Origin of the sequence: Kribbella sp. NPDC050281, from assembly GCF_040655855.1 — a bacterium.
Taxonomy (GTDB): domain Bacteria; phylum Actinomycetota; class Actinomycetes; order Propionibacteriales; family Kribbellaceae; genus Kribbella.
The window spans coordinates 1-19,588 of record NZ_JBFAKS010000047.1 but is presented as its reverse complement, the minus strand read 5'-3'; the positions used below and the strand labels follow the sequence as shown (position 1 = coordinate 19,588).

General features: G+C 67.4%; 15 protein-coding genes. 10 read left to right on the top strand and 5 right to left on the bottom strand.

Features of this window, described 5'->3' with window-relative positions; all coding sequences use genetic code 11:
* Positions 1-90: 90 nt before the first annotated feature.
* From AB0I34_RS36940 to coxB, 3 genes are read right to left on the bottom strand one after another with little or no spacing between them, the layout of a single operon-like run.
* The gene (locus AB0I34_RS36940) at positions 91-486 is read right to left on the bottom strand and encodes a cytochrome c oxidase subunit 4 (protein WP_360454715.1); all 396 of its coding nucleotides are present in this window, start codon (positions 484-486) and stop codon (positions 91-93) included.
* Positions 483-2,264 carry a cytochrome c oxidase subunit I gene (gene ctaD, locus AB0I34_RS36935; RefSeq protein WP_360454712.1) on the bottom strand — a complete coding sequence of 594 codons (1,782 nt, stop codon included), beginning with the start codon at positions 2,262-2,264 and terminating at the stop codon, positions 483-485. Before ctaD ends, AB0I34_RS36940 begins: the two co-directional genes overlap by 4 nt.
* Positions 2,261-3,154 (bottom strand): cytochrome c oxidase subunit II, encoded by an 894-nt coding sequence (gene coxB, locus AB0I34_RS36930; protein ID WP_360454709.1) that lies wholly within the window; start codon positions 3,152-3,154, stop codon positions 2,261-2,263. The genes ctaD and coxB overlap by 4 nt, the downstream gene beginning before the upstream one ends.
* Positions 3,155-3,412: 258 nt before the next feature.
* Here coxB and AB0I34_RS36925 point away from each other — a divergent pair, with 258 nt between their 5' ends.
* The 6 genes from AB0I34_RS36925 (at position 3,413) to pulA (ending at position 12,358) form a co-directional block, all read left to right on the top strand.
* On the top strand, positions 3,413-4,528 hold the full coding sequence (locus AB0I34_RS36925; protein WP_360454706.1) for an aminotransferase class V-fold PLP-dependent enzyme: 1,116 nt from the start codon (positions 3,413-3,415) through the stop codon (positions 4,526-4,528).
* Complete coding sequence (locus tag AB0I34_RS36920) at positions 4,525-4,737, top strand: sulfurtransferase TusA family protein (RefSeq protein WP_360454701.1); 213 nt, start codon at positions 4,525-4,527, stop codon at positions 4,735-4,737. Before AB0I34_RS36925 ends, AB0I34_RS36920 begins: the two co-directional genes overlap by 4 nt.
* 13 nt (positions 4,738-4,750) lie before the next feature.
* On the top strand, positions 4,751-5,320 hold the full coding sequence (locus AB0I34_RS36915) for a GNAT family protein (protein ID WP_360454699.1): 570 nt from the start codon (positions 4,751-4,753) through the stop codon (positions 5,318-5,320).
* On the top strand, positions 5,317-5,877 hold the full coding sequence (locus tag AB0I34_RS36910; protein WP_360454696.1) for a GNAT family protein: 561 nt from the start codon (positions 5,317-5,319) through the stop codon (positions 5,875-5,877). Before AB0I34_RS36915 ends, AB0I34_RS36910 begins: the two co-directional genes overlap by 4 nt.
* The gene (locus AB0I34_RS36905; protein WP_360454693.1) at positions 5,874-6,596 is read left to right on the top strand and encodes a Sir2 family NAD-dependent protein deacetylase; all 723 of its coding nucleotides are present in this window, start codon (positions 5,874-5,876) and stop codon (positions 6,594-6,596) included. The genes AB0I34_RS36910 and AB0I34_RS36905 overlap by 4 nt, the downstream gene beginning before the upstream one ends.
* Positions 6,597-6,670: 74 nt before the next feature.
* A complete protein-coding gene (gene pulA, locus AB0I34_RS36900; protein WP_360454690.1) occupies positions 6,671-12,358 on the top strand; it encodes a pullulanase-type alpha-1,6-glucosidase in 5,688 nt (1,895 codons plus the stop codon).
* An 8-nt stretch (positions 12,359-12,366) separates the two neighbouring features.
* Here pulA and AB0I34_RS36895 read toward each other — a convergent pair whose 3' ends face one another.
* On the bottom strand, positions 12,367-12,738 hold the full coding sequence (locus AB0I34_RS36895) for a DoxX family protein (RefSeq protein WP_360454687.1): 372 nt from the start codon (positions 12,736-12,738) through the stop codon (positions 12,367-12,369).
* Between the two features lie 77 nt (positions 12,739-12,815).
* Here AB0I34_RS36895 and AB0I34_RS36890 point away from each other — a divergent pair, with 77 nt between their 5' ends.
* Both AB0I34_RS36890 and AB0I34_RS36885 read left to right on the top strand, forming a co-directional pair.
* Positions 12,816-13,670, top strand: coding sequence for an RNA polymerase sigma-70 factor (locus AB0I34_RS36890; RefSeq protein WP_360454684.1), 855 nt, complete (start codon positions 12,816-12,818; stop codon positions 13,668-13,670).
* A gap of 94 nt (positions 13,671-13,764) precedes the next feature.
* Entirely contained in the window at positions 13,765-15,165 is a 1,401-nt protein-coding gene (locus AB0I34_RS36885; protein ID WP_360454681.1) for a serine hydrolase, read from the top strand.
* A gap of 6 nt (positions 15,166-15,171) precedes the next feature.
* On the opposite strand, the gene AB0I34_RS36880 is transcribed toward AB0I34_RS36885, so the two are convergent.
* Positions 15,172-16,173 carry a LacI family DNA-binding transcriptional regulator gene (locus AB0I34_RS36880; RefSeq protein ID WP_360454678.1) on the bottom strand — a complete coding sequence of 334 codons (1,002 nt, stop codon included), beginning with the start codon at positions 16,171-16,173 and terminating at the stop codon, positions 15,172-15,174.
* 177 nt (positions 16,174-16,350) lie between these two features.
* Between AB0I34_RS36880 and AB0I34_RS36875 the strand changes: the two genes are divergently transcribed.
* Both AB0I34_RS36875 and AB0I34_RS36870 read left to right on the top strand, forming a co-directional pair.
* Positions 16,351-17,871 carry a hypothetical protein gene (locus tag AB0I34_RS36875; protein WP_360454675.1) on the top strand — a complete coding sequence of 507 codons (1,521 nt, stop codon included), beginning with the start codon at positions 16,351-16,353 and terminating at the stop codon, positions 17,869-17,871.
* A gap of 13 nt (positions 17,872-17,884) precedes the next feature.
* Positions 17,885-19,459 (top strand): hypothetical protein, encoded by a 1,575-nt coding sequence (locus tag AB0I34_RS36870; protein WP_360454672.1) that lies wholly within the window; start codon positions 17,885-17,887, stop codon positions 19,457-19,459.
* Positions 19,460-19,588 lie beyond the last annotated feature (129 nt).

Here is a 19,588-nt window from a genome sequence, read left to right as displayed (position 1 = left end):
ACCACAACGGCCCATTGTCCGGTGGCACCCCTTAAGACGCACGAAAGCGCCATCCGGTTGGCTTCCGGATGGCGCCCGTACGAGCTTCAACTAGTGAGCGTGGTCACCGCGGTAGTACTCGAAGATGAACCCCGACAGCGTGATGATGCCGATGCCACAGCCGGCGATGAACAGCCACCAGCCGAACACGATGCCGAGGACGACGACCGCCAGGGTCAGCCCGCACCACAGCGGCCACCACGAGTACGGCGGGAAGAAGCCGAGCTCACCGGCGCCCTCGACGATCTCGGCTTCCTTGCGGTCCTCCGGCCGGGCGTCCATCCGGCGCGCCGTGATGCTCAGGTAGAACGCGACCAGCAGGGACAGGAAGAACGTCATCGTCAGTGCGGTGGTGCCGGTCGGGTCCTCCGACATCAGCCAGTAGATCGGCGTCACGACCAGCACGAACACGCTCAGGATCCCGAAGACCCAGGCTTCGACCTTCACGCCTTGTCCTTCCCCTCAGCGTCGGTATCGGCCACGACCTGCTCCAGGTGCTCGACCCGGCCCTGGTCTTCACCGGCATCCAGCAGGTTGTCCGTGCCGGCCCGGTTGTCCGGGTACTCGGCCAGGGCAAGGTCTGCGTGGTGCAGGTCGAACGCGGGGCTCTCGGACCGGATCCGCGGCAGCCGCTCGAAGTTGTGCCGCGGCGGCGGCGACGACGTGGCCCACTCCAGCGAGCGTCCCCAACCCCACGGGTCGTCGACGCCTACCAGCGGTGCCTTGCGTGACTTGTAGACGTTGTAGAAGAACGGCAGCATCGACAGGCCGAGGATGAAGGCACCAACGCTGGAGACCTCGTTCAGCGTGGTGAAGCCCTCGTTCGCGCCGTACGACGCGTAGCGCCGCGGCATGCCCTCGACACCCAGCCAGTGCTGCACAAGGAACGTGGTGTGGAAGCCGATGAACAGCAACCAGAAGTGCAGCTTCCCGAGCTTCTCGTCGAGCATCCGGCCCGTGAACTTCGGCCACCAGAAGTAGAACCCGGCGAACATCGCGAACACCACGGTCCCGAAGACCACGTAATGGAAGTGCGCGACCACGAAGTACGAGTCGGACAGCTGGTAGTCCAGCGCCGGCGAGGCCAGGATGATGCCGGTCAGACCGCCGAAGAGGAAGGTCGTGAGGAAGCCCACCGACCACAGCATCGGAGTGTCGAACGACACCGAGCCGCCCCAGATCGTGCCGATCCAGTTGAAGAACTTCACCCCGGTAGGCACCGCGATCAGGAACGTCATGAACGAGAAGAACGGCAGGTTGACTGCGCCGGTGACGAACATGTGGTGCGCCCAGACAGCCACCGACAGGACCGCGATACCGAGGGTCGCGGAGACCAGACCGATGTAGCCGAAGACCGGCTTGCGGCTGAACACCGGCAGGATCTCGGTAATGATGCCGAAGAACGGCAACGCGATGATGTACACCTCGGGATGCCCGAAGAACCAGAACAGGTGTTGCCAGAGCAATGGCCCACCGTTCGCGGCATCGAAGACGTGAGCCCCTAGGGCTCGATCCGCCTCCAGCATCAGCAACGCGCCGGCCAGGATCGGGAACGCGATCAGCACGAGGATCGAGGTGACCAGGATGTTCCAGGTGAAGATCGGCATCCGGAACATCGTCATGCCCGGTGCCCGCATGGTGATGATGGTCGTGACGAAGTTGACCGCACCCAGGATCGTGCCCAGACCGGCCATCCACAGACCCATGATCCACAGGTCACCGCCGATACCCGGCGAGCGGACCGCGTTGGACAGCGGGGCGTAGGCGAACCAGCCGAAGTCGGCCGCGCCGCCCGGGGTGAAGAAGCCGCTGATAGTGATCAGACCGCCGAACAGGAACAGCCAGAAGCTGAACATGTTCAGCCGCGGGAACGCGACGTCCGGGGCACCGATCTGGATCGGCATGATCTCGTTCGCGAAGCCGACGAACAGTGGTGTCGCGAACAGCAGCAGCATGATCGTGCCGTGCATCGTGAAGAGCTGGTTGTAGACCTCTTCGTTCACGATCTGCAGGCCCGGCTTGGCCAGCTCGGCGCGGATGAGCAGAGCCATCACACCGCCGATCAGGAAGAACGCGAACGACGTGATCAGGTACATGTGGCCGATCAGCTTGTGGTCGGTGGTGGTCAGCCACTTGACCGCGATCTGGCCCTTGCTGCGCCGCCGCGGCAACGCGGTGATGCTGGTGCTACCGATGGCGCCGGTGCGCTCGGCGAGGTCGGTCACTTCTCCCCCTCCTGCTCCCCGTGACCGGGGATGGTGGTGGCGTCTTGTCCACCGGTGGCGGCGCCGGTCTGGCCCCTGGCGGCCAGATCACGCAGATGCGCGTCGTACTCGTCCTTGGGTACCACCCTGACGGTGAAGACCATCCGGCTGTGGTAGAGCCCGCAGAGCTCTGCGCACTTGCCGGCGAAGGTGCCGGTCTTGGTCGGGGTCAGCTGGAACTTGTTGGTCCGGCCCGGGATGACGTCGAGCTTGAAGTAGAACGACGGCACCCAGAAGGAGTGGATGACGTCCGGCGAGGTCAGGTCGAACTGGACCGACTCGTCCACCGGAAGCCACAGCTCGGCCGGCTTCTGCAGCGTGCCGGTCTCCCAGACGCCTTCCTGTCCGTCGACGGTGTCCTTGTAGTTGAAGGTCCACTGCCACTGCTGGCCGACCACGTTGATCGTGTGCGACGGGTTGTTCGACATCGCCGTGACCTGGTTGCCGTGCTCGACGGTGTAGAAGAACAGCACACCGATGATCGCGAACGGCGCCAGTGTGTAGAGCACCTCGAGCGGCAGGTTGTACCGGACCTGCCTGGGAGCCTCGTCGTTGCGCTTGTAGTAGCGCACGGAGACGTACAGGATCAGGCCCCAGACCAGCACACCGACGATCAGCGCCGCGATCCAGGCACCGATCCAGAGGCTGAGGACAGCCTCGGTCCGATCCGATGCGCCCGGGGGGAGACCGAGTCGTTTCCACTGCTCCTTGGTCGCCGTTGAACAACCGGTCAGCAGCAGGGTGCCGAGCACCACTCCCGCACCAACCAGCAGGCGTCGCTTCGCCGGACGTGTGGCGCCGGCAAGACCTGCCGCGCGCTCGTCCACTCCGGGCGTGCCGTTCGAACCCACGGGGCGCCTTTCCCTTCCCAAGTGAGACTGACGACCAAACACTACTGGACACCTTTCGCACTCCCGCGCATAGGTAGGGCCAAGAGCATGTCGTCCCCTCCGCTGCCTACTGCGGGGCACTCGGTGGGCGTCTCGCTGCACTGGAGCAAAGGCCACGATGCTCCGCATCGAGACCTTCACTCCAGCACACCGAGCCACTCCACCGAGCACCTCCTCGCGACGGCATCGGAGGGGACGACATGCTCTAGCGTTTCCCGTGTGAGTGAGCGTGCGTATCTGGACGCGGCGTCGGCGGAGGCGTTACACCCGGCAGCGCGGGAAATGTTGCTCTCGGCAGTCGATTCCGGCTGGGCCGATCCGGTCCGCCTGCACCACGAGGGCCGGACCGCGCGGCTGCTGCTGGACAACGCCCGGGCGGTCCTCGCCGACGCGGTCGGAGTGCGGCCCGACGAGCTGTTCCTGACCACCTCCGGTACGGCGGCCATCCACGCGGGGCTGACCGCGGTCACGGCTGCCCGCAGGCGCGTTGGCGCTGCCGTTGTCCACAGTGCCGTCGAGCATTCCGCCGTACTGCACACCGCCGGGGACGCGGGAGTGGAGGTCGGCGTGGACATGGTCGGCCGGGTCGACCTGGATGCGTTCAGGGAGGCGGTGCGTGCGCCGGGTGTCGCGGTGGGGGCGCTGCAGTCCGCCAACCATGAGGTCGGTACGCGTCAGCCGATCGAAGCAGCCGCCGCGGCCTGTGGCGACGTACCGCTGTTCGTCGACGCGGCCGCGTCCATCGGACACGACGCCGTACCGACGGGATGGTCGGTGCTGACGGCAAGCGCCCACAAGTGGGGTGGGCCTGCCGGCGTCGGCCTGCTGGCGGTGCGGAAGGGGACCCGGATCGCGCCGGCCTGGCCGATGGACGAGCGCGAGGACGGCCTCTCCCCCGGTTTCCCGGACATTCCGAACACGCTCGCCGCCGCGGCCGCTCTCCAGGCCCGCCTCGCCGAAGCCGCCGATCTGAACAAGAACCACCACGCTTGGATCGACGAGCTCAGGCAACGAGTGGCCGCCGAGATCCCGGATGTCGAAGTGGTCGGCGACCCCGAAGACCGCTTGCCACACGTGCTCACCTTCTCCTGTCTCTACGTGGACGGCGAGGCACTCGTCACCGCCCTCGACGCGGAGGGCTTCTCGGTCTCCAGCGGTTCGGCCTGTACGTCGAGCACCCTGCGACCGTCCCACGTACTGGCAGCCATGGGCGTCCTCACCCACGGGAACGTCCGCGTCTCGCTGGCCAGGACCACGACGTACGACGAGATCGACCGATTCTCCACGGTGTTGCCCGGGATCGTTCGCCGAATCCGCGCGGAGGTGGGGATGTGAACGTCGACCTGGACTGCCGCGGCCTAATCTGCCCACTCCCGGTGATCAAACTGGCCAAGACGCTACCCACCGTCGCGATCGGCGACACCGTAACCGTCCTCGCCGACGACCCAGCGGCCGCCACCGACATCCCAGCCTGGTGCCGGATGCGCGCCCAGGACCTCGTGTCGGCGGACGAAAACAGCTACGTCGTTCGACGGGTCAGCTGACAGACTGCCGACCGTGAGTGACTTCGCGGTGAAACCGACGCTGACGGGTGAGCTGGTCGTATTGCGGCCGTTGGACGAGGGCGACTACGACGCGCTGGTGGCGGCGATGGCCGATCCCGAGGTGACCAGGTTCACCGATCCTCATGACGACGGCAGTGGCGTCGAGGAGGAGATGTACCGCGAATGGCTGCGGACCCGGAAGGAGCAGACCGATCGCCTGGACCTGGCGATCGTCTCGAAGGCGACCGGCCGGACCGTCGGTGAGGCAGTGCTGAACAAGTGGAGTCCGGACGACGAGTCGTGCAACTTCCGGATCATGATCGGCGCGGACGGCCGCGGCCAGGGGCTCGGGACCGAAGCGACCCGGATGATCGTCGACTATGCCTTCGAGCGACTCGGGCTGTACCGGATCTCGCTCACCGTCTTCGCGTTCAACCCGCGCGGGCGGCGGGTGTACGAGAAGGCCGGCTTCGTCGAGGAAGGCCGGCTGCGGCAGGCAGTCGCCCTGGACGGCGAACGCCACGACGACATCATGATGTCGATCCTGGCCCCTGAGTGGCAGACCCTACGGTCGAAAGCATGACCGACTTCGCGACGAAGCCGACTCTGACCGGTGAGCTCGTCGTACTGCGGCCGTTGGACGAGGGCGACTATGAGCCCATGGCTGCGGCGATGGCTGATCCAGAGGTTGCCCGGCTGACCGGAAGTCACGGCGAGATCGGCGAGGAGCGGGCGCGCGAGTGGATGCGGACCCGGAAGGACCAGACCGACCGGCTCGACCTGGCCATCGTGGACAAGGCCACCGGGGCCGTCGTCGGTGAGGCGGTGCTGAACGACTGGGACCCGGACAACCAGTGCTGCAACTTCCGGATCCTGATCGGCCCGGCCGGCCAGGGCCGCGGGCTCGGGACCGAGGCGACCAGGCTGATCGTCGGCTACGGCATCGAGGAGATCGGGCTGCACCGGATCAGCCTCGGTGTGTACGCCTTCAACCCGCGGGCGCAGCGCGCGTACGAGAAGGCCGGCTTCGTGGTCGAGGGCCGGCTGCGGGACTCGCTGCTGTGGGAGGGCCAGTGGGTCGACGAGATCGTGATGTCGGTCTTGGCTCCGGACTGGAAGGCGCTACTTTCGGAGTCGTGATCCATGCCGACCGTATCGCCGTACTGACCGGAGCCGGGATCTCGACCGCGTCCGGGATCCCCGACTTCCGCGGCCCGCAAGGAGTCTGGACGAAGAACCCGGCCGCGCAGGCGATGTTCGACATCGACGAGTACGTCGCCAGCCGCGCGGTCCGCGTGGAGGCGTGGAAGCACCGTCTCGCCGTACCGGTCTGGACGATGGAGCCGAACCCGGGCCACCTGGCGCTGGTGGAGCTCGAACGGCAGGGCCGCCTGACCGGACTGATCACCCAGAACGTCGACGGGCTGCATCAGAAGGCCGGGTCATCACCGGACCTCGTCCACGAGCTGCACGGGACGGTCCGCTTCGTCGACTGCCTGGAGTGCGGGCGGCGGATCCCGATGGCCGACGTACTCGCCCGGCTGGACGCCGGCGACGAAGACCCTGCCTGCGAGATGTGCGGCGGCATCCTCAAGTCGGCAACCGTCTCCTTCGGCCAGTCTCTCGACCGCGGCGTCCTCGACGCAGCCGTCGCCGCCACCGAGGCAGCCGATGTGTTCCTGGCCGTCGGCACATCCCTGCAGGTCTATCCGGCCGCCGGTCTGTGCGACATCGCCCTGAACGCCGGCAAACCCCTGATCATCGTCAACGCCGAGCCAACTCCGTACGACGAGGAGGCGACCAGCACCCTGCGCACGCCGATCGAAAGCACTCTGCCACGCCTCGTGACCCGACCGTGACATTCGAGCCCTCCTCACGGTGAAGGTCGCGGGTTAGCGTCCCGGCAGGCTCAGTCGGCTGGGAGGGGACCGGGATGCGCGGGTTCAGGCGATGGACGGCAGGGTTCACCGCGGTAGCGGTGGTCGTGCTCGGACTCGGTACGGCGGCACCGGCGCCCGCGCAGGTCGCGGCGGATCGGGTGATCACGCTGGCCGGGTCGCTGCAGAACGAGCTCGGCTGCACGGGCGACTGGGATCCGGGCTGCGCGGCGACCAGATTGGGCGCGGCCGCGCCGTACGCGAAGATCTTCGACGTGCCGGCCGGCTCGTACGAATACAAGGTCGCGGTCAACGGAAGCTGGGACGAGAACTACGGCGCCGGCGGTGTGCTGAACGGCCCGAACATCCCACTGCGGATCGAGGGACCGGCCAAGCTCGCCTTCAGCTACGACGACACCAGCCACGTCGTCAGCGTGAAGCCGGTCGACCTGGCCGGGTCGGCAGTGACCCCGGCCGACAAGGCGCTGTCGTCACCGAGCCTGCGCCAGGATCTGACCAAGGAGCGGTTCTACTTCCTGATGGCGGACCGGTTCGCCAACGGGGACAAGTCCAACGACGCCGGTGGGCTGACCGGTGACCGGCTGCAGACCGGCCTGGACCCGACCGACAAGGGCTTCTACCACGGTGGCGACCTGACCGGCGTGATCCAGAAGCTCGACTACATCAAGTCCCTCGGTACGACGTCCCTCTGGCTCACACCGTCGTTCAAGAACCGGCCGGTGCAGGGCGCCGGTGCCGACGTGAGCGCCGGGTACCACGGCTACTGGATCACCGACTTCACCCAGATCGACCCGCACCTGGGCACCAATGCGGACATGAAGCGGCTGATCGACCTGGCCCACCGCAAGGGCATGAAGGTCTTCTTCGACATCATCACCAACCACACCGCGGACGTGATCGCGTACCAGTCCGATCAGTACGGCTACATCTCGAAGTCCACGTCGCCGTACAAGGATGCTGCCGGCACCGAGTTCGACGACAAGACCTACGCCGGTGGCGACGTCTTCCCGCCGCTGGACCGGAACACGTCGTTCCCGAACGTTCCGGTGTTCCGCACCCCGGCCGACGAGACCGTGAAGGTGCCGGCCTGGCTGAACGATCCGACGCTGTACCACAACCGCGGCGACTCCACCTTCGCCGGCGAATCGGCGGAGTACGGCGACTTCGTCGGCCTGGACGACCTGTTCACCGAGCAGCCACGGGTCCGCGACGGGATGATCGACGTCTACAAGAGCTGGGCCGAGTTCGGCATCGACGGGTTCCGGATCGACACGGTCAAGCACGTCAACCTGGAGTTCTGGCAGAAGTTCTCGCCGCAGATCCTGGCCGCGGCCAAGGGTGCCGGCGCGAAGGACTTCTTCATGTTCGGCGAGGTCTTCGACGCCGACCCGAAGTTCATGTCGACGTACACCACGGCCGGCGCGCTACAGGCCACCCTCGACTTCGGCTTCCAGCAGAGCGCGGTGGCGTTCGCGAAGGGCGATCCGAGTACGAAGCTGCGCGACCTCTACGCGAACGACGACTACTACACCGACTCCGACTCGAACGCGTACCAACTGCCGACGTTCCTCGGCAACCACGACATGGGCCGGGTCGGCACATTCCTCAAGCAGGGCGGTGCGAACGGCCAGGAGCTGCTCGCCCGCGACAAGCTGGCGCACTCGCTGATGTTCCTCACCCGTGGTCAGCCGGTCATCTACTACGGCGACGAGCAGGGCTTCACCGGTCCCGGTGGTGACAAGGATGCGCGGCAGGACATGTTCGCCACGAAAACGACCGACTACACCGACGACGAGGTCGTGGACGGCACCGGTACGACGACGATCGGCAGCAAGGACAGGTACGACGCCGACGCGCCGATGTACAAGCACATCGCTGCACTGCAGAAGCTGCGGGCGAAGTACCCGGCGCTGGCGGACGGGCGCCAGGTGCACCGGTACTCGTCGAACTCCAGCGGGCTGTACGCATTCAGCCGGCTCGGCAGCGACAACGTCGAGTACCTGGTGGTCGCGAACAACTCGTCGTCCGCCGCGTCTGCGACGATCCCGACGTACGGGTCGAACGCCTCGTTCAAGCCGGTCTACGGTGGCTCCAAGTCGGTGCGGACCGACCGCGAGGGCCGGGTGCTGCTCAGCCAGGCGCCGCTGTCCGTGACCGTCTATCAGGCCCAGAGCAAGGTGCCGTCGCCGTCCAAGGCACCGGCTGTCTACATGAGCTCGCCGGAGCTCGGTGCGACGGTCGGCGGGCGTGCTGAGATCGCAGCCGCGGTCCCCGCGAACACTCCGGTGACGGTGACCTTCGGCTACCGGCCCGTGGGGACGACTGCGTGGCAGCGGCTCGGATCTGACGACAACGCGCCGTACCGGGTGTTCCAGGACGTGTCCGGGGTGCCGAAGGGGACACTGCTCGAGTACCGCGCGGTGCTGCGGGACGTGTCGGGCCACTACTCGGTGTCCGGGTCGTACGGCGTCGTCGGCGACGCTGCTGCCCCGGGCGGCGGTGGTGGTGGCACCGGTCCGGTCGTGCAGCCCGCCAACGTCAGCGTGCCGGGTGACCACAACAGTGAGATGGGCTGCCAGGCGGACTGGTCGCCGGACTGCGACCAGGCGCAGCTGACGCTCGACCCGAAGGACAAGGTGTGGAAGGGCACCTACACCGCCATCCCGGCTGGTGAGCACGCCTACAAGGCGGCCATCAACAAGGCGTGGGACGAGAACTACGGTGCCGGTGGCAACCAGAACGGTGCCAACATCTCGTACATCGCGCCGGCCGGACCGGTGACGTTCTACTACGAGCACGGCAGGCACTTCGCCACGTCCAGTGCGGAGGGGCCGATCATCACTGTGCCGGGTTCGTTCCAGTCGGAGCTGGGTTGTCCGGCCGACTGGGATCCGGCCTGCATGCGACCGTGGCTGACAGACGAGAACGGCGACGGCACCTACACGTGGTCCACCAGCGAGCTGAAAGCGGGCAGTTATGAGGCGAAGGTCGCACACAACCTGTCCTTCGACGAGAGCTACCCGGCCAACAACGTTCCGATCACTGTGCCGGCCGACGGCCTGGTCGTCACCTTCTCGTACGTGCTCGCGACCCACGCGCTCACTGTGACGACGTCGAAGCCCGGTGCGCAGCCCGACCTGAGCCAGGCCAAGGCCTACTGGCTCGGCCGCGACCTGCTCGCCGTACCTCCGGTTGCGCACCCGGAGCGGTCGCGCTGGCGACTGCACTGGTCGGACGAGGGCTCTCTGAAGGTGGACGCGGACGACATCGGTGGTACGTCGGCCGGACTGCGCTATGACAGCGGTGGGATCCCTGCTGCGGTCCTGGCGAAGTTCCCAGCGCTCAAGGGCTACACAGCGCTCAGACTGGATCACGCTGACGCCCGCAAGATCCTGACCGGGCAACTCGGGCTCGCACAGTACGACGACGCCGGGCGTCTGCTCGACGCGACCGGCGTACAGATCCCTGGAGTCCTTGACGACCTGTACGGCGGGTCGGCGGCCGGGCGATCGTTCGGCGTGACCTGGCAGGGTGGCGCGCCGCGGTTCACGCTGTGGGCGCCGACCGCACAAAAGGTCAATCTGCTGGTCGGATCGCAGACAATCGCCATGAAGCGCGGCGACGACGGATCGTGGTCCGCCAGCGGGCCACGGTCCTGGAAGAACGCCGCCTACCGCTACCAGGTGACCGTGTTCGCACCGTCGACGGGCAAGGTGGAGACCAACGTCGTCACCGATCCGTACTCGGTCGCGCTCACGACCGACTCGGCGTACTCGGTCGCTGTCGATCTGAACGATCCGGCCGGGAAGCCCGCGCTCTGGTCGAGTACGCCGTCGCCGAAGCTCGCGCGTGCGGTCGATTCGACAATCTACGAACTGCATGTCCGCGACTTCTCGATCAGCGACAGCACCGTGCCGGCCGCACACCGTGGCACCTATCTCGCCTTCGCGGACGAGGGCAACGGGACGAAGCATCTGCGTGCGCTCGCGGCAGCCGGGCTCAACACGGTGCACCTCTTGCCGACATTCGACATTGCATCGATCCCGGAGACCGGGCAGCAATCGCCTGCGTGTGATCTGAAGGCGCTGCCGCCGGACTCCGAGCAGCAGCAGGCCTGCGTGACCGCGGTCGCAGCGAAGGACGGCTTCAACTGGGGCTACGACCCGTACCACTGGCTCGCGCCCGAAGGTTCGTACGCGACCCAGCGCGACGGTCTCGCCCGCGTCGCCGAGTTCCGCACGATGGTCGGCGGACTGCACAAGTCCGGGCTGCGCGTCGTACTCGATCAGGTCTACAACCACACCCCGGCGGCCGGTCAGGCGCCGACGTCGGTGCTGGACAAGGTCGTGCCCGGGTACTACCAACGGCTCAACGCGACCGGGAAGGTCGAGACGTCGACGTGCTGCAGCAACATCGCGACCGAGCACGCGATGGCCGAGAAGATCATGGTCGACAGCACGGTCAGCTGGGCCCGGAACTACCGCGTCGACGGGTTCCGGTTCGACCTGATGGGTCACCACAGCAAGGCCAACATGCTGAAGGTCCGGGCCGCGCTCGACCAACTGACCCTCGCCAAGGACGGCGTCGACGGCAAGAAGATCTACCTGTACGGCGAGGGCTGGAACTTCGGCGAGGTAGCGAACGACGCGCTGTTCGTCCAGGCCCGGCAGGGAAACCTCGGCGGCACCGGGATCGGCACGTTCTCCGACCGGCTCCGGGACGCGGTCCGCGGCGGCGGTCCGTTCGACGAGAACCCGCGGATCCAGGGCTTCGGCTCCGGCGCCGCGAGCGACCCGAACGGCGACCCGGTGAACGGCTCGGAAGCGGACCGCGCGAAACGGCTCGCCCACGACACCGACCTCGTCCAACTCGGTCTGGCCGGCAATCTGCGCGCATTCAGCTTCACGTCCGCCGAGACCGGTGCGGTGGTCCGCGGCGACGGGGTCGACTACAACGGTTCACCGGCGGGGTACGCCGACCAGCCGGACGAGGTGATCACGTACGTCGATGCCCACGACAACGAGACGTTGTGGGACTCGCTGACCTACAAGTTGCCGACGGCAATGACGATGCCGGACCGGATCCGGATGAATACGGTGTCGCTGGCAACGACCGCGCTGGCGCAGACCCCGTCGTTCTGGCACGCCGGTGCGGACATGCTGCGGAGCAAGTCGCTGGATCGCAACTCGTACGACTCCGGCGACTGGTTCAACACGCTCGACTGGACCGGCGCCGACAACGGCTTCGGCCACGGCCTGCCGCCGAAGCCGGACAACGAGGCCAAGTGGCAGTACATGCGGCCACTCCTCGCCAACCCAGCCCTGAAGCCGACCGCCGCGGACGTCACGACCGCCTCCGCCGCCGCGGACGACCTCCTGAAGCTCCGCTTCTCCACTCCCCTGTTCCGCCTGGGCTCCGCGGACCTGATCAACCAGAAACTCAGCTTCCCCCTGAGCGGCACAACCCCCGGCGTCGTCACCATGCACATCGACGACACCACCGGCCCCGACGTCGACCCGTCCCTGAAGGGCGTCCTGGTCGTCTTCAACACCACCACCTCGACCGTCACCCAGACAATCCCCGCCCTGGCCGGCCAGTCCCTCTCCCTCTCCTCCATCCAGTCCACCGGCTCTGACCCTGTCGTCAAACAAACAACCTGGACCCCCGGCACCGGCACAGCCACGGTTCCACCCCGGACCGTGGCCGTACTGATCCAGAGCTAGGGCCTGAGTCAGGTCAGGGTGGCGAAGCGGCTGGCGGCTACGAAGGCGGCGAGGGCCAGGAGGGTGGTGTTGGCGGCTACTGGTTTGGGTTCCCGGAGGGAGGCGTGGGAGGTCGCGGCGCCGATCATGACGAAGGCGAGGCCGACCGCGGCCAGCGGCGTGAGGACGCGGGCTGTGTCGGTCAGCCACGGCGCGAAGAGACCGGCGACGGCGAACAACTCGCAGATCGCGACGGCTCGAACGAGGGGCATCGGGAACGGCGCGATGCCGGTCTGACCGGTCGCGATCAGGCGATCGCGGGACATCGTGGACTTGGCGACACCGGAGACCGTGAAGACCACGGCCAGGACGCCGGTGAAGATCCAGGTGACTGTGTTCATGTGGATTGCAGACGATCGGACAATCGATCGTGTGACAGTGTCACTGACAGACCGCCTCGATCGTCTGTGAAGGTGTGATGGAGGAACTCAGGCCACTGCTGCTGTCGATCGCGTACCGGATGCTGGGGAGCTTCGGCGACGCGGAAGACGTCGTCCAGGAGGCCTACCTCCGGCTGCACCGCGAAGAGGACGTCGAGTCGCCGAAGGCGTTCCTCACCACCGTCACGACTCGGCTCGCGATCGACCAACTGCGGTCCGCGCGCCGCAAACGCGAGCTGTACGTCGGGCCCTGGCTGCCTGAGCCCGCCGTCGACGAGTACGTCGACCTCGCCGACCGAGCCGCGCTGTCGGACTCGCTGTCGACCGCGTTCCTCGTCGTCCTCGAGCGGCTCTCCCCCGACCAACGTGCGGTGTTCCTCCTCTGCGACGTCTTCGGCTACCCGTACGACGAGGTCGCGGGCATGATCGGCAAGACCCCGTCAGCCTGCCGCCAACTCGCCGTACGTGCGCGCCGCCGGCTCGCCGACGAGCGCCCGCGCTTCGACGCCTCCCGTCAGGAAAGAGACGAGCTCGTACGGCGCTTCGTCGCGGCTGCGCAACGTGGTGAGCTCGAGGAACTGGTCGAGTTGTTGACACCGGACGCGACGTTCACCGGCGACGGCGGAGGGAAGGGTGGATTCCCCCGGCCGGTGCACGGAGCGCAGAACGTAGCCCGGATGCTGGTCGGTGCCTTCGTCAAACTTCGCGGTCTTGAGCTGACGGTCGAGTCAGTGCACGTCGGCGGTCAGCCCGCACTGCGCATCCGCGACGGCGCGAACCGCACGGCCGCTGTCTGGTCCTTCGTCGTTGCCGAGGGCCAGATCACCACCATCCACGGCGTGGTCAACCCCGACAAGCTCGACCACCTCCAACCGTCAGAGCACCAAAGCTGACGACCCGTCGTCGGCCACGGCGTTCAAGATCACGGTTGCCCGCCTGGTAGAACGCACCTGATATTTGTCCGATCGGGGATATAACGTGCCTGGGGTGAGCAGCCTTCCACGGAGTACCCCAGAGGACCAGGGACTGTCCGGTGCCGCGCTCGACACCTTTGTCGCCGCACTGGACGCGTCCGAGCCGGAGATCCAGACCGTGATGCTGCTGCAGCACGGTCACGTCGTACTGGAGGAGGAGTGGTCGCCGTACCGGCTGACCGATCCGCATCTGCTGTTCTCGGTGTCGAAGAGCTTCACCTCGACCGCGGTCGGGCTCGCGATCGACTCCGGTCTGCTGACGCTGGACGACAAGGTGATCTCGTTCTTCGAGGCCGACGAGCTGCCCGAGACGATCAGCGACAACCTGGCCGCGATGACGGTCCGGCATCTGCTCACCATGACGACCGGCCACAGCGAGGACACCGTCGCGGCGCTCTCTCGGGATCGCCGGATGGTCAAGATCTTCCTCGGTCTCGACGTCGACCACGAGCCGGGCACGGTGTTCGTCTACAACAGCGGCGCGACGTACATGCTGTCCGCGATCCTGCAGCGGCTGACCGGTGAGCGGCTGTTCGACTATCTGAAGCCGCGGCTGTTCGAGCCGGTCGGGATCACCGAGGCGACCTGGCAGGTGTCGAGGGAGGGCATCACCGTCGGCGGCTGGGGGCTGAGCATCAACACCGAGTCACTGGCGAAGTTCGGCCAACTCCTGCTGCAGCACGGCGCCTGGGAGGGCAAGCAACTCGTCCCGGCCGAGTGGTACGAGGCCGCGACCTCCAAGCAGGTGCCCAACGACGACCAGGAGAACCCGGACTGGCAGCAGGGCTACGGTTTCCAGTTCTGGCGCGGGCGCAACAACACCTACCGCGGCGACGGCGCGTTCGGTCAGTTCGTCATGATCCTCCCCGATCACGACGCTGCCCTGATCGTCACCAGCGCGACGGGCGACATGCAGGCCATCGTCGACACGGTCTGGGACCACCTGCTTCCCGCGCTCGAGGGCAAGGAGGTCACGCCGGTGGCCCGGCCCGACCGGCTCGAGCTGCCGCCGCCGACCGGTCCTGCGCCGGCGGGTGGCGACGGGCAGACGTACCGGTTCGCGGAGAACATCGCCGGGCTGACCGCGGTTCGCCTCGACCCCGACGGGACCGGCACGTTCTCGCTGCTCGGTGTCGAGCGGGACTCGGACGGGCCGACCGACATCGTGTGCGCGGTCGGCGATTGGCGTGAGCAGTCGAGTCACGGCGTACTCCTGGACGCGGTTGCTCCCGAGGTGCAGCGCGTCGTGACCAGTGCCTACGGTGACGGCGACGCGTTCGTCGCGACGATCCGCTGGCTCGAGACGCCGTTCGTCGCGAAGCTCGCCTGCCGCACAGCCGACGGGCGGATGACGATCGACGTCAACCTCAACGTGTCCTTCGGCCCGACCGAATTGACGTTCACGTCGGAGTGACGATCGTCAGTCGGCGGGTGCGGCAGTCGAGTGCCGAACGACGAGCGACGCGGGCAGGAGCTCCTCCTGGGGCACCTGCCCGGTCTCCAGTTGCTGATGGAGACCGGCCCAGGCGCGCCGGCCGAGTTCCTCCTTCGGCAGACTGACGGTGGTCAGCGGTGGCCCGAGGAACGCGGCGACCGGGATGTCGTCGAACCCGACAACGGACAGCCGCGACGGCACATCCATCTCGAGCTCCCGCAGCCGGGCCAGCGCACCGATCGCCACCAGGTCGTTGAAGGCGATCACCGCCGTCACGCCCTGAGCGAGCAGCTCGGGAAGCTTGGCGTGACCATCGTCGCTCGTCGACCCCGCCTCCGTCGACGACACCTTGACGCCGAGGTCCGCGGCCGCCGTACTCAGGCCCTCTCGCCGCAGGCCGTCCGACCACGACGTGCCAGGACCTCCGAGGTAGCCGATCTGCCGGTGGCCGAGCTCGGCGAGGTGCGCGACGGCCTGGCGCATACCCGATGCCGAGTCGATTCCCACGGTCCCGAACGGCAGGGCGCCCACCGAGCGGTTCGTGCACACGATCGGTACGCCGAGCGCCGGCAACGTGGCGAGACTGCTCTGCGGCATCCGCGGTGAACACAGGATGATGCCGTCGCAACTGCCCGCCAACTGTGCCACGAGCTGCAGTTCCTGGTCAGCGTCCTCACCGGAGTCCACCACCAGCAAGCGATGATCACCGGCCGACACCTCCTCGGCCAATCCCTTGAGCACGTGCGGGAAGAACGGGTTCGCCAGATCGGGTACGACGACGCCGATCGTGCTGGTCACGCCACGCCGGAAGTCCCGGGCGACCATGTTCGGCCGGTAGCCGAGCTCGGTCGCCGTTTTCCGCACCCGGGTCGCCAGCACCTCGTCGGCGACCGGTCGCCCGTTCAGTACCCGCGACACGGTCGAGATCGACACCTCGGCCTGACGCGCGATATCGACGATCGTCGTGCGCTTCCCGGATCTGGTCACGGTCCTCCCCATACAGGTCTGCGGGCACGAGGCTACCCGCCGCGCGCGGTCAGCGAGCCGCGGGAAGTTCGTCACGCCCGAGGGGTTGACATGGTCAGAATCTCACAGAAGTCTAATCAGACAACGTTTTCTCAGCCACTCCGGTGCCCGCGGCCGGAGCCTCCCAGAGGTTGAATGATGAGCCGACGCCGCCCCAGGCGCCGGGCGGTCGTTGCCGCCCTCGCGCTGTTCGCCCTCCCCCTGACCTTGCTCGCACCCAGCACTCCGCACGCCGGTGCCGCGCCCGCGGCCGACGTACTCCCGGCTGTGCCGAGGGCGGTGGCGCGCGACTTCGTCGGGCTGAGCATCGAGTGGTCGCTGATCGAGCGCTACATGGGTCCGACCGCCCGGCCGGCGTTCGTCCAACTGCTGCGGAACCTCGGCAGCGGCGTACTGCGCATCGGCGGTTCGTCCCAGGATCTGATGCCGTTCGACCCGGCCGCACCGAACACCGACGAGATCATCACGCCCGAGGATCTGCGCAACATCCGGGCGACGCTCGACCAGGCGAGCCACGGCCACGACGCGTGGCGGGTTGTGCTCGGCACGGCGATGTCACCGCCGAAGGAGACGCGGCCGTTCGTCAGCCCTGAGCACGCCAAGGCGTTCGCGACCGCGGTCCGCGAGACCTTCCGGCCCGGCCAGGTGATCGGCATCGAACTCGGCAACGAGCCCGACCTGTCGTACGGCACCTCCGGCCTCGACCGGTACGTCGCGGACCTGCCCGTGTACGCCGCGGCGATCAGCCCGACCAAGGCGATCACACCGAACACGAGCGAGGACATCCTGCCCTGGCAGCAGATCCACGAACGCACAGTCCCGACTCGATGGTTCTGGAACTGGCAGCAGATCCTCGACACCCAGCGTCCGGTCCACAGCAGCGACCACTTCTATCCGCTCGCGCGGACCTGTGTGAACAAGCCGTACCGCTGCCCGTCCATCCCCGCGCTCCTGTCCGCCGAGCACCTCGCGAGCCTCGACTACCAGGTGGCGGTGCACAGCGCCGACGCGGCTCAGCGCGGCCTGACCTACCGCCTCGAGGAGACCAACACGGCCGCAGGTCGTGGCGCGGATGGCGTGAGCAACGTGGCGGCGAGCGCGACGTACGCCGTGGACATGATGTTCCACGTCGCCTGCCCACAGCCGCCGGATCAACCCGGTAGTAACGCCGACTGCCGGATCGGCGGGGTCGGCGTCAACCTGCACAACGCCGAGGTCCGCGCGTTCTTCGAACCCGAGGAAGGCAACGGCTACTACAACGCTGTCAACTACGACCCGTCCCCAGCGATCGGTGCGCCCACCGCACAACCGGAGTACTACGCGCTGCTCCTCTTCTCGCACTTCGTTCAGGGCGCGAAGACGCTGCGGCCGGTCGACACCGGCACCGAGGTCCAGGGGTGGCGCGCCGACGGCCGCCTGGTCCTGATCAACAAGACCGACCAGCCGATCACTGTCGCGACACCACGTGGTTTCGTCGACCGGTTGACGCCGTACGACCCGATCGGTGCCGGACGGATGCTCGACGCGCCACAGGTCCGCATCGACGGGCAGGCGGTCCGGACCGACGGCAGTTGGCCCGGGTTCCGGCCTCGGCTCACCCATCAGACCGCCACCACCCTCGTGCCCGGCGAGGTCGTTGTCATCAGCAATCATCCGTGAGGAGACCGCCCCGATGAGATCCCTGCTCGCCACCACCCTGGCGGTGGCGCTCGCCAGTACCGGAACGCTGGTCGCCGGCGCCGCCCCGCCACCCACCAGCGCCACACCGTCGCCGACCAGCGAGGTCCGGCTGACCGTCACCAGCGACCAGACCAACGCCTCGATCACCGGTGACAACCAAGGCTTCTCGGTCGAGTCCGCTGACTTCGCGCACGGATACCTGACCCGCGAACGCATGGCGCAGCGGCTGAAGACCCTCGGACCGGGCGTACTGCGCCTCGGCGGCTACTCGATGGATCTGGTCTGGCCGGCGTTCGGCGCCGCGAAGGACACTCCGGCACCCGATTGGGCGATCGGTGGCACCGTCGACCAGGGCGACTTCACCCAGCTCCGTTCCCTGCTGCACGAGTCCGGCTGGAAGGTCACTCTGGGAGCGCCGCTGCTCTCGGTGCTCAACGGACAGGTCACTCTCGACCAAGTCATCGAGGAGGTCGCTGCTGCCCACGCGACGCTCGGCGACGACCTGCTCTCGGTTGAACTGGGCAACGAATACGACCACGTCACGACGCTGACGCCGGCGCAGTACTGGGAGACGATGAAGCAGTACGCCGCGGCGATCCGGCAACGGTTGCCACACGCAAGGATCAAGCTGACCGGGCCATCGGCGAACACCGCGAAGACGAACACGAAACTGGACGAGTTCACCGCTGCCGTCGCCGCGGACACCAGCGTCAAGCCGGACCAGGTCATCAGTGAGATCGCCTCGCACTGGTACCCGGGCAGCCATTGCGGCTCGTCCAACCTGACCATCCCGCAGTTGATGTCGGCCACGACACACCTCAACACCGACGCCAAACTGCAGGGCATCATGCAGCTGAGCAGTCGGCTGCCGGGCATCCCGACGACGATCAACGAGTCCAACAGCGCGTCGTGCAGCGGTCAGCCCGGCGTCAGCACCAGCTACGCGACGTCCCTGTGGTCGCTCGACTACCTGCTCCAGACTGCTCAGAGCGGTGTGAGCCGAGTGCAGTTCCACACGAACACGGCCGCCATCTGTGGTGACTTCAAGCCGCGCGACTCGCCGGAGTACCCGATCTCGTACCGGTACTACGGTGCGTTCTGCGCCGCCGATCAGGCCGCGATGGACAAGGGTGAGCTGTCCGCGACACCGCTGTACTACGGCATCTGGGCGTTCCGTCAGGTGCCTCGCGGCCGGTTCGTCGACCTCGGCCTGCCGGACACCGAACTCGGCAAGCTGCGGGCGTACGGCGTCGAGGATCGGCACGGCGACCTGACCGTCGTACTGATCAACGTCCAGGACCCGGCCGCGGCGGACAGCACCGCCTCGCGAATCACGCTCGACCTGCCCTCGCGGTTCCGTCACGGCAAGAGCGTCATGCTGCGATCGAGCGACGCCGCGGGCCTCGCTTCGTCGGACGCCTCGAAGGTCACGCTCGGCGACCGGCAGATCCGTCCGAACGGCACGGCCACCGGCTCACCGGTCGGTCAACGGGTCCCGGTGGACGGCAACACACTCACCGCCACGGTCCAGGCAGGCACCGCACAACTCATCACCTTGACTCGCTGACCCCTCCCCCAGCGTGCGTCGTGCCCCGGCCTGGCGGGCGGCAAGCTGGCCGAGTCGTTCCGGATCGCCCACGCGATCGCCGAGGTGACGAACGTGCCGCCGTCGACCCGGCAGCCGTACGTCGGTGTG

Excerpts from the sequence above, each read along its gene's own strand:
- AB0I34_RS36870 (WP_360454672.1), top strand. The coding sequence starts at position 17,885 with ATGAGATCCCTGCTCGCCACCACCCTGGCGGTGGCGCTCGCCAGTACC.
- pulA (WP_360454690.1), top strand. The coding sequence starts at position 6,671 with ATGCGCGGGTTCAGGCGATGGACGGCAGGGTTCACCGCGGTAGCGGTG.
- AB0I34_RS36895 (WP_360454687.1), bottom strand. The coding sequence starts at position 12,738 with ATGAACACAGTCACCTGGATCTTCACCGGCGTCCTGGCCGTGGTCTTC.
- AB0I34_RS36890 (WP_360454684.1), top strand. The coding sequence starts at position 12,816 with ATGGAGGAACTCAGGCCACTGCTGCTGTCGATCGCGTACCGGATGCTG.
- AB0I34_RS36910 (WP_360454696.1), top strand. The coding sequence starts at position 5,317 with ATGACCGACTTCGCGACGAAGCCGACTCTGACCGGTGAGCTCGTCGTA.
- AB0I34_RS36875 (WP_360454675.1), top strand. The coding sequence starts at position 16,351 with ATGAGCCGACGCCGCCCCAGGCGCCGGGCGGTCGTTGCCGCCCTCGCG.